This window comes from Facklamia sp. P12932 (assembly GCF_050409545.1).
Lineage (GTDB): Bacteria > Bacillota > Bacilli > Lactobacillales > Aerococcaceae > Facklamia.
The window spans coordinates 85628-99823 of the sequence record NZ_JBNUPG010000006.1 but is presented as its reverse complement, the minus strand read 5'-3'; the positions used below and the strand labels follow the sequence as shown (position 1 = coordinate 99823).

Sequence of the window (14196 nt, the reverse complement as noted above, 5' to 3'; positions counted from 1 at the left end):
CGAAAGATCATCTAAAATGCGAGGTTAGGATCGGAAATAACAGAAGTATTGATCTGATAATTACAATCTTGAAATGTAGGTTACACAATTTATCTGACACTACCTTCGACATTGATCTATAATACATTTATATAGGGATTTAAGGCTGTATTATTTAAAATAATAAGTTTCAAGGTTTTATCTAAAGCTTTTGAGGTCATAATAGTTGTTGTCAAAAAGCAAAAATATATTTAAAGAAGTTTATACACTTGACTTTTCTTTACATTTCAATTAGTTTATAATAAATTAATGTATATTATGCATTGATTATTTTGAAAGGGGTTATGATATGGTGTTAGAAAATAAAAACAGATTTGCCTTAAGAAAAAAATCTTTTGGCTTATGTTCAGTAGCAATTGGTTCATTTATAGTAATGAGTTCATTTGGCATTACACAAGCTTCGGCTAACGAATTGACTGATGAGAATTTTTCTCATGCAGTAATTTTAGAGGAAGTAGTAACTAAAGATCAAGCAGTAACTGAAGAAGAAGTAGTAACTGAAGAAGTAGCAGTAACTGAACAAGAAGTAGTAACTGAAGAGCAAGCAGTAACTGAAGAAGTAGCAGTAACTGAACAAGAAGTAGTAACTGAAGAAGAAACAGTAACGGAAGAGGAAATTCATTTAAATCAAATAGAAGAAGATTCATCACTTAGTTCAAACAGTAATGAACTTGAATTACAAGAGAAACCTCAAATTGTTACAGACAATGACGTTCAATTTCAGCCAATGCAAAATTATAATCAATTTCAAAATTTTCCCTCACAAAATGTTATTTCCTATACAGGAGGTGGAGTTGATGTAACTCCACTTGAAGCGAAAAAACTGGAGACGGGAGATATTCAGTATTCTTTCCAGGTCTCTTTTGCTGGAATTACAAGTTCGGATCATGTCCAAACCGCAACATCTTATAGTTTAGTGGTTCCTTCTCTATTAAAAGATATTAAAATCACACAAATTGGGACATATGATGGGGATAAATTAAAAGATGAAGCAGGTGATTGGCACTATACGGATATTAAAAAAACACATGATGCAGCAGTTGATATTTTATTACCATTAGAAATGATTAAAGAGTATGAAGGAGTCGAGTACCCAGCTTTATCAGATGCCTTTGATCTACGTGATCAACTACTAAGAGAATATACTGGGGATGAGTATAGTTATGCCGGAAAATTCGGTAATCTAGCAACATTGGATGAAGTGCGCGCCTTAAAAGCTAAAGGATTTGATTATTTACCTGGAGGCATTGTAGATCGAGGCTACACGGCAACACACTCATCATATCAACCTAAAGGAGAAATGTTTACTTCTACAAAAGGATACGCTTCTCCGGAAGAAGCAATCAAGCAATTCAAGTTAAGTCAAAATCAAGAATTGGATGATGAAGGCTTTAGCACAGTTCGAAGATTTGCCATTAATTCAGGAACTCTTTCCTCTCGTTTTCCTATTGCTATTCGGTTGGATTATGTTGTGACAAAAGAACAGGCTCAAAAGACGCCTATTTTACCACTATGGGCTGGATTAGAATGGCGAGCTTATTTTGAAAGTCGTGAGCCGGATAGTCATGAAGATGGATCTCAAAATTTAACTTCTTATGGTGATTTCACCTCTGCCTATCAATTCTTAGCGCATCCTGAAGTCATTCAAGAAACCCAACTATCAAAAGATGGATTGGCAGGGACACAAGTTGGCCTTAACCAATATACAGGTGACTGGAAAATGATCGGCAATGATGTGACAAGTTCTACTTTTAATTATGTAGAAACATTCAATTTGCATAGTAATCCATCAATAACCTATTATGCTTCAGAAACGGATGATTATCGGGACATTGCAGCTGTGCAATATATTCCTGAAGATAATCTACCGTTGACACCACTCAATGAAGTGCCAACTCTCACTGTTAAAGACATGCGTATTGCTCAAGGTGATAATACTTTTACCTTAGGTTCATTAATTTCAGACGCACAAGATGCTGAAGACGGTGATTTAAAAGAGTCCGTTGTGATTACCAGTGATGGAGGCTTCAACCCAAATGTTCCTGGGGAATACACGATTACTTTTAAAGTAAGGGATAAAGATGGCGCAACTATTACTAAGTCATCTCTTGTTACAGTTTCACCAAAATGGACCGCAATCAATGAAGCTCCAACCCTCACCGTTGAAGACATGCGTATTGCTCAAGGTGATAATACTTTTACCTTAGGTTCATTAATTTCAGACGCACAAGATGCTGAAGATGGTAATTTAAAAGAGTCAGTTGTGATCACCAATGATGGAGGGTTCAACCCAAATGTTCCTGGAGAATATACAATTACCTTTAAAGTAACGGATAAAGATGGGGCAACTATTTCTAAATCAGCAGTCGTAACTGTAGAGGAAGAAATGACACCATTGACGCCACTTAATGAAGCGCCAACACTTAGTGTTAAAAATAGCACCATTGCTCAAGGTGACGAAAGCTTTACTTTAGAATCGCTTATTGAAAAGGCTCATGACAAAGAAGATGGTGATTTGATTAACGAAGTTAAAATCTTTGACAATGGTGGTTTTGATGTCAATGCACCAGGTCAATATACGATTATATTCATGGTCACTGACGAAATGGGTGCAAGCATTACTAAATCAGCAGTAGTGACTGTTTCACCAAAATGGACCTCAATTAATGAAGCACCAACGCTCACCGTTGAAGATATTCGTATTGCACAAGGTGATAATACCTTTACTTTAGCTTCATTAATAACAGACGCACAAGATGCTGAAGATGGTGATTTAAAAGAGTCCGTTGTGATTACCAATGATGGAGGGTTCAACCCAAATGTTCCTGGGGAATACACGATTACTTTTAAAGTAACGGATAAGAACGGTGCAAGTGTTACAAAGTCATCTGTTGTTACTGTTTCACCAAAATGGACTCCATTTAATGAGGCACCAACACTCAAAGTAACAGATCAAACAATCACCCAAGGAGATGATGTCTTTACCTTAGAATCACTCATTCAAAAGGCTCATGATACTGAAGATGGCAACTTAATTGACGAAGTTGAAATCGTTGATAATGGTGGGTTTGATGTCAATACAGCGGGTCAATATATTGTTACTTTTAAAGTAACGGATAAAGATGGGGCAACTATTTCTAAATCAGCAGTCGTAACTGTAGAGGAAGAAATGACACCATTGACGCCACTTAATGAAGCGCCAACACTTAGTGTTAAAAATAGCACCATTGCTCAAGGTGACGAAAGCTTTACTTTAGAATCGCTTATTGAAAAGGCTCATGACAAAGAAGATGGTGATTTGATTAACGAAGTTAAAATCTTTGACAATGGTGGTTTTGATGTCAATGCACCAGGTCAATATACGATTATATTCATGGTCACTGACGAAATGGGTGCAAGCATTACTAAATCAGCAGTAGTGACTGTTTCACCAAAATGGACCTCAATTAATGAAGCACCAACGCTCACCGTTGAAGATATTCGTATTGCACAAGGTGATAATACCTTTACTTTAGCTTCATTAATAACAGACGCACAAGATGCTGAAGATGGTGATTTAAAAGAGTCCGTTGTGATTACCAATGATGGAGGGTTCAACCCAAATGTTCCTGGGGAATACACGATTACTTTTAAAGTAACGGATAAGAACGGTGCAAGTGTTACAAAGTCATCTTTAGTGATTGTAGAAGTTAAAGAAGTTGACCCAAACGTTCCATCTAACCCTAATGATCCTACAGACCCAGAGACACCTGAAAGTTCAGAGACACCTGAAAGTCCAGAAACACCTGAAAGTTCAGAAACACCTGAAAGTTCAGAGACACCTGAAAGTTCAGAAAGACCTGAAAGTTCAGAGACACCTGAAAGTTCAGAAACACCTGAAAGTCCAGAGACACCTGAAAAGCCTAACCCTCAAGCACCTAATGGTGAGATGGATGAAGCTTCCGTTTTACCAGCAACAGGGGATGCAGGAGCATATGCCATCTTCTCTGGAGCTGCCCTTTCTATTTTAGCTGGATTGTTCCTTACAATGCCTAAAAAGAAAGAAAACGAAGAGTAATACTAAATAATTTGAATAGAAACCTAAGTTTAAAGGCGAATTCAATTTCGGCTTACTGAAACTTAAGATTGATGCATTCAATTTATCTTGGAGGGGGCTGAGACAAAAGGTCTTCTCAGCTGCTTCAAAATATACAGCGAGCCTAGATTGGAAAGTTACTTTCCAATCTAGGCTTGCTGCTTTGCGTATTTACTTAGATTATTGGTCATAAATATCATCCCTATATCGGTCTTCACCTTATTTTTACCGCGAAGATGGAGCCGAGTGAAACCTAGTCAGTAAAGAGCGTCTCATCTATTTTTGGCGCTGATATCTATTAATCAAGGCCCCCGTACTATTGATAGGATTCCATTACCATTTACTTTTGGAGTTATGCTAAGTTTGCTTTTCATCTTTTTACTGGTTAGAGGCTATGTGAATTGTCACCGTTTTAAAAATAAGATAATGTATATTATGTAAACCCATATAAATAAATTGTATTTCAAACTAAAAAGCCTAATAGAATGATTCTATTAGGCTTCTAACGAGACGGACCAAGCTATGATTAAAGATCTGATTCAACGGCTGACTCTTCTATTGAGAGGTCACTTATAGTTTCGTCTTGAAGAACTGTTTGCTCAGCATCAAGTTGAGTTTCTTCAGTTTCAGCGTCATCTGCCGATTTCTCAACCGTTGTTTCTTCAATTTGTTCAACTGATGTTATTTCTTCTTCAATCGCTTCATCTGTAGAAAGCTCTTCAAAAGTATCGCCGACAATCACTTCTTCTACGGAAGCTCCTTCACTCTGATCTTCACTAACACTTTCTTCATTAGCTTCAATTGCTTCATCCACAGCAACTTCATCATTAAGAGCTTGGATGGTAGCTTCTTCTTCAGTGACTTCTGTTGCAATCACTTCTTCGGTTTCTGTTATCTTATCATCAAACAATAATTCTAATTCATGAATCATTGAATAGACATCTCTTAAAGTAGAATTTGGATTTAATTGAACCCCAACTGCTTTTGTAAGTGTCCGATTGATTTTAGAATATACTTCATAAGGTTGTTTACCGAGAATTTCTTTATCCCGTCTAAATCTTGTATTCCAAATCACTTCATCTAGGATTGATTGAACATAAATATTAGCACGAGAATCTAAATGAAGATCGGGTGTATGGGCTGCTTTTGTTTCTAAAGCTTGCAATTCAGCCATTCTTTTTTCAATTTTTTCTTTTGAAGCAAATGGGTCTGATAAAGTAACTAGTGTTCTTGTAATTGCAAAACCATAATCTTTATGTATAGATAAATCTTTATTTTTGAGTTCACTTGTTGCATAATCAATGGACTCAATAATGTTTTTTAAAGCATTCATCCGGCTACCAATTGAGTTTAGGTTAAATATAGTATCTGATTGTTTTATCCCATTTAACTCGCCACCGAGTTTATCGATTAACTTAAAGGCTTGTTCTAATGATTTTTCATATTTTTTAGAAAGAACTCTTTCAGAAATTTTTACCAGTTTATCTTCTTCAATTTTTAATTCTTCTAGATCTGAAGCAACCTCATGATCTTTTACAATGTCTGGAAGTGTCAAGTCTTTTGATACGATTGATCCCACTTCGTAACCTAAAATTGATTGAAGTTTTTCTTGTAATTGTTGAACGGATAAATTAATATCCTTGACAGTCGATTTTGGATCCAACTGCACACCTACGGCTTTAGTAATTGTTTTATTAAGATCATTATACTGTTCAAAAGGAAGTTTACCTAATATGTTTTTATCTCTGATAAAACGTGTATTCCAAATGGCGTTATCTAATTTAGCTTTTACATAGATTGTTGCAATGTCCTCTTCAGTTAAATCTGGATAATCATTGATGGCCTCTTTTAGATCTAAGATTTGTTGTACTTGATGATCGATTGAAGCTTGTGAAGAGAATGGGTCTGCTAAAGTGATTAAAGCTTTAGTGATTGTATATCCCATGTCTTTATGGGCATGGCTGACTTTATTAGTAGCTTCAGTCGTTGCGTATACAATTCCATCAATGATCGTTACTAATGCTTCAATCCGACTTCCAATTGTATCAACCTTTAATGGAACTTTGCCCGCTATGCTTGCTTCGAGAGTGGCTTCTTTCTTGATGTTTTCAACCAATTTTGAAGCTCTTTCAAGGATATTTTCATAATTTGTACCCGCTAAAACTTCTTTCAGATGCTTAATTTGCTCTTCTTTATCTTTAATTACGAGCAGATCTTCCTTGTGATCAGCTACACGATCACGTTTAGTGACTTCTACAACTTTACCTTGTAAGGCTTGATTAAGTTGACTTTCAATTTCAGCCACCGCTTGGTCGATTTCTCCAACGGTTGATTTTGGATCATGTTGAATTCCTACTGCTTTTGTGATTGCGCGATTTAAAGAATGATAGACATTGGCACCCATCTTACCTAATATTTTTTCATCCCGAATAAAACGCGTATTCCAAATGGCTTTATCTAATTTAGCTTTTGAGTAAATAGTTGCTGTATCTTTTTCACTGAGATCTGGTAGAGCAGCTGCCTCACTCTTGGTTTCTCTCAATTCAGCAATTAATTTCTCAATGCTATTGTTCGAAGAAAGCGGATTCAACAGAGTGTATGTAAGATGTGTAATTTTTAATCCCATCATATGGTGGGCATCGATTATTTTATTATTCAAATGATTAACGGAATAATCAATTGCCTCAATTACTTCTGTAATAGCAGTTAGACGTGGCCCTATTGAATTTAAAGCATAAATTGTTTCAGGATTTATACCCTCGCCTTTTGCTATTGCAGTAGCGTCTGAGATGACTGTTTCTAAAATATCAAAACTTTTATTTAGGAGATCTTCATAGGGAGTCCCTAAGACCGTTTGTTCTAATGCTTCTAATTTGTCTTTTTGATTTACTATTTCTATTGCTAAATCTTGTACATTTGCACTATAAGCTTGCGAAGTATTTGACGCTTCTTCTTGTGCGTATATTGATTGTTGTATCAGAGGAGTTCCAACACTAGCTAGCAATAATGCACTTGAAAAAATGATTGACATTTTTCTCATAAATACCACCTCGATCTATTATGATAAAATAATTATAACACGATTAGAAAAAAAATCAATATTTTATCTCGAAACAGTTTGATACAAATTGCTTATATTAAAATGCGTAATATGTTCATTCTCAAACCCTCCCATTTAAAATAAAAAAGAAACAATCTAAAATGTAGATTGTTTCAGGATTTGATACTTTATTCAATGGATCAATTATTGCTCATTAATCAGCTTCTCAACCGTCATAAAGTCTTTTGAGGTTCCCAGTATTACCAACATATCCCCTTTATGGATGACCGAATGAGGTTCAGGATTTCCAAGAAAATCACCCGAATCTCGAATAATTCCAACTATATTAAAGCCATGTTTAGCTCTCACGTCTAAATCGATTAGACTTTTATCCACCCATAATGAAGGGGTGGTTACTTCGAAGATGGAATAGTCATCAATAATATTAAAATAATCAACAAGATTCTTAGAGGATAAACTATAAGCTAATTTACGGCCACTTTCTTTTTCTGGAATAATAACTTTATCAATGCCAACCTTTTTAAGAACTTTGGCATAATAATCGGTAGAAGCTTTGCCGATGATTGTTTTTACACCGATTTCTTTTAAAGTGATGGTAGATAATATAGACGCTTCTAAATCCGATCCAATTGCAATAATGGCTGTTTGGATATTCGCTAGCCCTAACTCATGAAAAACCTCAATGTTTTTGATATCTGCGCAAATTGCATGGGTTACATAAGGAGCGATTCGGTTGATGCTTTCTTCATTATGATCAATAATAATCACTTCATGTCCTAATTTCATTAAATTCTCCGCTAAACTACGCCCAAATCTTCCGGCGCCAATCACTAGATATTCCTTCACATAATCACCCCACTAAGATACTTTCTTGTGCTTCGCGATAATTGTTCGAGGCTTTGGATTTGAAGAAGACAAACACCATCGCCATGGGTCCAATTTTACCAAAAATCATGGTAAAGATTATCACTATTTTACTCATCACACTTAAACTGGCTGTAATTCCTTGGCTTAATCCCACTGTACCATAAGCAGAGATAATCTCATAATAAAGATTAACCAGTGACTTATTAGGTTCAAATAGGGTAAGCAAGATTAAAGCGATACCCACCCAAGAAAAAGAAAGAAAGAAAATGGCCAGTGATTTCAATATATTCTTCCTAGGAATCCGACGTCTAAAGACAACGGTATCTTGACTTTCGCGCAAATACGACAGAGTATAAAGAATTAATAAGGCAAAGGTTGTAACTTTTAAGCCACCGGCTGTTCCTCCGGGTGCCCCCCCAATAAACATCAGTAGATTCGTCACCAAGTAGCTCGGGGTGCGTAAGCCTCCTTGTTCGATCGTCGCAAAACCAGCCGTTCTTGTCGTTACCGATTGAAAAAAAGCCGCAGTAAATTTATCCACAAGATTTAAGGGTCCTAACGTACTAGGATTTTGCCATTCAACAACTAAAAAGAATAAGGCAGGTAAGATAATTAAAAGACTTGTTGTCACTATAACAAGTTTTGTATGCAAGCGAAGAGGCTTTCCATTTAAGTAATGGTGGATTAAATTTCTGCTAACTGAAAAACCGAGTCCCCCTACTATAATTAAGAACATTAGTACGATATTTATCCAATTATTATCGACATAGCCCATAAAACTTTGGTCACCGATAATATCAAAGCCGGCATTACAAAAAGCAGAAACAGAGTGAAAGATACTATTGATGACGCCTTTAATGACCCCATATTCAGGTATAAATTGAAAGCTTAATAAAACAGCACCAATGGCTTCAATAATTAAAGTAGAATAAGCGACATACCGCACAAGGTCTGCTACCTCACTAAAAGTAGTGGTGTTTTTTTCTTCTGCTAAGAACTTACGATTAGAAAAAGACAGCCGTCTCCCCATTAACATACCAATGGTTCCCACACCGGTCATGATTCCAATACCGCCTATTTGTATGAGAATTAAAATGACCGTTTTACCAAATGGCGACCAATGACTTGCGGTGGTTAAAGTCGCTAGACCCGTGACGCAAACTGCAGAAGCGGCTGTAAAGATACTATCAATCAATGAGGTCTGCACACCCTCATTAGTTGCAAAAGGTAATTTTAAACAGAGGCTCCCAATTAAGATGAGGCCCAAGTAGCTATAGAAGAATAATTCAGCAGGATTGATTGAAATGAGATCTTTTTTCCACTGGTTATAGACAAGCATGACTTTCCACCCTTCTGTGCACAAAAGTTAGTTATATCGTGGTTTAGCTTTTTTAATTTTGCTATTCCTATAGTAGTGAAAAAAAACAGGAATTTCAAACACAAATTACTCATTGTTTATTTTGACCAGCAACTTATCAATAGACTCATTTTACCCTAGAAAAGCTACGATTAGCTTTTTTTCTTTTGATGAATAAAACTATAATAGACAAGAAAATAAATAAGCTTAACGCAATCGTAAGCCATAACTTCCATGGAGATGGCTGTCTTCTTGTTATTGTCTCTTGAACGCTTTCTTTCGGATATGGAATACGTTTACCAATAACCAATAAGCGATGACTATTAATCATATAGGGTGTGCAGGTTAATAAAGTTACTCGATCTTCTGCTTCTTCAATTTTGAGGGATTCAAAATCATTAGGTTCAATCACTTTGATTTCAATCACTTGATAAGCTAAATCATCGCGCAAGTTATGGAGGAAAAATAAGTCGCCAACTTCCATTTTGTTTAAATCAGAAAATAATTTGGCGCTAGGTAAGCCTCTATGAGCTGTAATGACGCTATTTGTTCCTTTACCACCAACAGGTAAGCTGGTTCCTTGGAGGTGAGCGGCTGCTTTTTGTAAGACTTCTTCAGTCGCTCCTGCATGGATAGGTAATGAGAGATCAATCTTAGGAATATCGATAAAGCCTATCTGTTCATTGATTTCGAGCATGCGAGCATATTCTTTAATTCCTTCCTTTTGTTTTTTGGTAAAAGGATCCACCACGCCATTCATACTAGGAAGGATGGTCGAATTATAAGCATGGGCTAATTCAATCCGACGGTCTAATTCAGTTTGTGATATTTTGATAGATTGGTCCCTAAATTCTTCTACTTGCGTTCTTGCCGCTTGGTTATGAATATAACGCGCTACAAAAGGATAGGCGACCAAGGTCAAACCCAAAAGGAAAATAAAAATGTTTAAAACAGCTTTGATATTTCTTCTATTGATTGTAGCCACCTACTTTCCATTGTCAGTCTTTTTTCGATTATACAGCCAAAAAAGAATAGTAAGTAGTAGTAAAAGTAACAGGAGTAATAAAAGCCAGCGGTACTTGATAAAGAAGTTCATAGAGGTCTTGCGGTCTTTTTCAAATTCATCCTCTACATAAGGAATACGGTGTCCTCTAACCAGTAGGCGGTGACTATTGATCATATAGGGGGTACAAGTAATTAATGTCATATAATCATGCTCTGGAACAATATCAAGATATCCTATTTCATGAGGTAAGATGACATCGATTCGATCGACTTGATAGGCTAAAGTTTCATTTAAGTTGTTAAAATAAAAGACATCATCTATTTTTAACTTGTCTAAATGCGAAAATAAACGTGCATTCGGCAACCCTCGATGCCCTGTAATAACTGCATGGGTGTGAAGTCCACCTACCGGCAGACTTGTCCCTTCTAAATGTCCGATTCCTTTTTGCAGCACTTCTTCACTGGTTCCAGCAAAAACTGGTAAGTATTCATTTATTTTAGGAATATCAATGACACCAATTTGTTCATTAATCTCCAACATATGCGCATAGGCTGCACGTCCTTCTTGATGATCTTTTTCTGAAAAAGGATCCGAAAGCTTTGAAACGCCCTCTTTTTTCTGACTTAATTGGTCGTTGTAGGCTTGGGCAAGAAAAACACGTCGGTCCACTTCTTGTATAGACAGTTGTTGCACAGCCTCCTTATAGCTATTCACTTCCACGCGTGAGGCTTGGTCATAGAGGTAACGTGAAATAAAAGGATAGCATAAAGCTATCCCTCCCATTATAAAAAGTAGATTATAAAAAAAGAGTTTAATTTTTTTCTTCTTCATAAAGTTTACATGAAATCCTTTCTGTACCAGTTGTCGACTTATAAAAAAGAATGAATAAACCGATGGTTATAAAAAGAAAAGCAAGGTAGAAATAATTAGTTTTACATTCTCCTGTCGTTGGTAAAAAGCCAATATCACTTGGTTTAGAAGGTCGGTTAATAGGAATATCTTGCTCTTGCTTTGATGCTTCAACTGGATGGTTGACGATCTCCATTACAGTATAGTTCCAATAACTCTGACTGGTTATTTCAAAGGGAATGGCTTGTTCAAAGGGTTGGTATTTTAGACCTTGTACAATGGGGGCTTCGATTTCGATAAGATAGTATTTTCCTAAGGGCAGATTATTGACTTCAAAATATCCTCGTGAATCAGATTCTACAATGTAGAAAGACCCTTCTTTCGAAGAGACTGGTTCGAAGAGGCGTTTTTTACTATTCCAAGTGACTACTTCAAAGCGTGCACCCATCAAGCCTTGCGCCGGCTTTTTATGGTTGACCTTTCGGAAATGTTGTCCGCCCTTTTCAAGCCCTTCTTCAAATGAGCTTTCATCTGTAGGCTCTGTGGTTGAGTCTTGAGAAGTCTCTTTAGCAATCAGATAATTTTTAACTAAAACTTCAGTAACTTCACCAGCCTTAATAGTGAAATGTATTTTTTTTGAAAGCTGATACCCATCGACCGTTTTTAGTTCAACTAATACATAGTCTCCTTCTGGTAATGAAGCGAGAGTGATTTCACCAAGAGAATTCGACTTCAATTCAGCCTTGCCCGAAGGATCCGTTGTAAAATGCCCTTCTTTAAACAACATTGGCTGGTCTGAATTCGCTGCATAAATATAAAAAGTAACATTCGCTAAATTCTTCCAATCATCCATTTGGTTAGTGGTCACTTCACCGATCACTTTGATTTTTAGGTAGCCCGTTTGAACGCGCTTAGGGAAAACATCAACTTCAAAAGCGTTTTGATAAGGCAAATCGATGATAAATGGTACCGTACGTTCTTCTTTTTTACCGGCTTGATTGATTTCTAATCCGTAATAGCTACCATCCGGAAGCCCGTCAATAATGGCTAGAGAATTTTCATTCGTTTTTGAAGAGTAAGATTGTTTAAATAGATGATCTAATTCACTAACTTTCTTTTCTTTTAAAGAAGCGATATCTGCTTGAGAATAGGTGGGATCGACCTTCCACACTCTATATTCTCTTATTGTTTCACTATCAACAGAATGAATGATCAAGCGATTGGATATGGCTGAAATATGATTAAAGGGTATGATCATTAAGGTAAAAAGCATCAATAGAAATGTAGTAAGTTGTTTAAATAACTTCATATCATACCTCCTAGTTTGAATATCCTTTGTTAAGGGAAATAGGCCTATTTCCCTTAACAAAGGATGGAGAAAATCTCCATACCTTAAATTCTTAATCGTTTAGGCTTCTTCTTTGGCCTTACGACGACCATAAATTGCAAGGAACATTAGTAATGCGCCTGCTACGATGAAGATGACAGTCCCCATACCACCAGTTGCTGGGATAGATGGACGTAAATTATTAGTAATCTCAAGTTTTTGATTATCTTTTTCTACTGAAAAATTAACAGCATCGGCTAACAACTGATAACCCTCCGGTGCTTTAGTTTCTTTAACTGAATACTGCGATGGTTTAGTTCCCTCATTTCCTTGCGCTGAGTATGCCAGTCCGTCAATTGAAAAATTACCCTCGGCATCAGATTTTAATTGGATAACCTTACCAACCATTGCATCTGGGAATTTTGGATTACTCTCGGCATTGTTAAGGGTGATAAGATGTTCGTTCCACTTCATCGGAGCATTATCTTCTAAGACAGTAAAAACAGCTTCTGAAAGAGCTTTCTTATTGGAGTCAACTTTTTGAAATTCTTGACTTCCGTATTTGATCGAAACATCATTTGAAGCGCTAGTAGTCTCTTCTACCACACTATTATTGTAAGTAATTGTTGCATTGTTTGTAATTGGTGTATCAGTAGATGAGTGAGTGCCGTTAAGGTAGGCAGTAAAACTAACTTCAATAAATGGTGCTTCATTTGTATTGGACGAAATACCATCGATTTCATTATCAGCGATTTTATTTCGATTTGCTAAAGGAACTTGAGAAGCGATTTGTTCGATACCCTTTGGTGTTAAAGCAATACTTATAGTTTGACCACTGACTGAATAATTGAAATGATCTTCTATAATTAACGTTTCATTTCCCACCTTAATCGTCGGTTTAAGGTCATCATGCTTAATCGTTAAGGCCGGATCTAACTGGTCTGTAAAGGTATATTTTGAATATTTTTCAATATTTGTTGGGATGGTTCCTTTTAAAATATATTGAAAAGCTTCGCCAACATTGAATGAGGCTTCGTTAAAACCTAACTTAGCAATATCCTTACCGATAACCGGAAAAGCACCTGTGACGTTTTTAGGATAAATATGAATATCTTTAAGATATTCACTACCGTCAAATTTAGTCATTGGAAAAGCAATTACAAATGGAACCGCTAATGACTCCGTTACGGAATTTGGTTTTTTTGTTTCAAAAACAGCAAAGTATTTAGGGTTAGCAGGATCAACATTTACTGTCCATTCAACCGTTCCATTTGAATCGGTTTCACCGAGAAGTTGGCCTCCAGAAGCTGGCTGGGTAGGCTTTGTACCAGCAATTGCTTTATCATAGCTATCTTTATCAATTTCATAAGCTGTAAAGCTTACTCCAGATAAGGGTTTTACATTGGTACCGAGAGTAGAAAGGTCTGTAATTATTGTCCCGTCCTGGTTTGCTTTTGGCAAATCAGAATTATATGAATCTGCTTGCAGTTTATGAATGGTTACCTTTGCATCGAAAGGTTCTGTTGCAAATACTGAAGGGGTCTGAGTTAAAATGTTCGAGAGTCCCAAAATAAAAACAAGGACTGCTGTTAATAAGTTGCTTTTTTTCATGTGT

Annotated in this window: 8 protein-coding genes; 1 reads left to right on the top strand and 7 read right to left on the bottom strand. The window is 36.3% G+C overall.

Annotated elements, in window-relative coordinates; all coding sequences use genetic code 11:
- Positions 1 to 328 precede the first annotated feature (328 nt).
- Positions 329 to 4096 carry a YSIRK-type signal peptide-containing protein gene (locus tag ACQV2P_RS04440; protein ID WP_428894673.1) on the top strand — a complete coding sequence of 1256 codons (3768 nt, stop codon included), beginning with the start codon at positions 329 to 331 and terminating at the stop codon, positions 4094 to 4096.
- A gap of 544 nt (positions 4097 to 4640) precedes the next feature.
- On the opposite strand, the gene ACQV2P_RS04435 is transcribed toward ACQV2P_RS04440, so the two are convergent.
- From ACQV2P_RS04435 to ACQV2P_RS04405, 7 genes are all read right to left on the bottom strand, one after another.
- Complete coding sequence (locus ACQV2P_RS04435; RefSeq protein WP_428894672.1) at positions 4641 to 7154, bottom strand: CAMP factor family pore-forming toxin; 2514 nt, start codon at positions 7152 to 7154, stop codon at positions 4641 to 4643.
- Between the two features lie 204 nt (positions 7155 to 7358).
- Positions 7359 to 8021 (bottom strand): potassium channel family protein, encoded by a 663-nt coding sequence (locus tag ACQV2P_RS04430; RefSeq protein ID WP_428873353.1) that lies wholly within the window; start codon positions 8019 to 8021, stop codon positions 7359 to 7361.
- Positions 8022 to 8025: 4 nt separating this feature from the next.
- Positions 8026 to 9381 (bottom strand): TrkH family potassium uptake protein, encoded by a 1356-nt coding sequence (locus ACQV2P_RS04425; RefSeq protein ID WP_428885054.1) that lies wholly within the window; start codon positions 9379 to 9381, stop codon positions 8026 to 8028.
- 145 nt (positions 9382 to 9526) lie between these two features.
- Complete coding sequence (locus tag ACQV2P_RS04420; RefSeq protein ID WP_428875258.1) at positions 9527 to 10384, bottom strand: class C sortase; 858 nt, start codon at positions 10382 to 10384, stop codon at positions 9527 to 9529.
- Complete coding sequence (locus ACQV2P_RS04415) at positions 10385 to 11236, bottom strand: class C sortase (RefSeq protein ID WP_428875257.1); 852 nt, start codon at positions 11234 to 11236, stop codon at positions 10385 to 10387.
- A complete protein-coding gene (locus ACQV2P_RS04410) occupies positions 11217 to 12563 on the bottom strand; it encodes an MSCRAMM family protein (RefSeq protein ID WP_428894671.1) in 1347 nt (448 codons plus the stop codon). Before ACQV2P_RS04410 ends, ACQV2P_RS04415 begins: the two co-directional genes overlap by 20 nt.
- Positions 12564 to 12662: 99 nt before the next feature.
- The gene (locus tag ACQV2P_RS04405; protein WP_428894670.1) at positions 12663 to 14192 is read right to left on the bottom strand and encodes a SpaH/EbpB family LPXTG-anchored major pilin; all 1530 of its coding nucleotides are present in this window, start codon (positions 14190 to 14192) and stop codon (positions 12663 to 12665) included.
- Between the last annotated feature and the right edge of the window lie 4 nt (positions 14193 to 14196).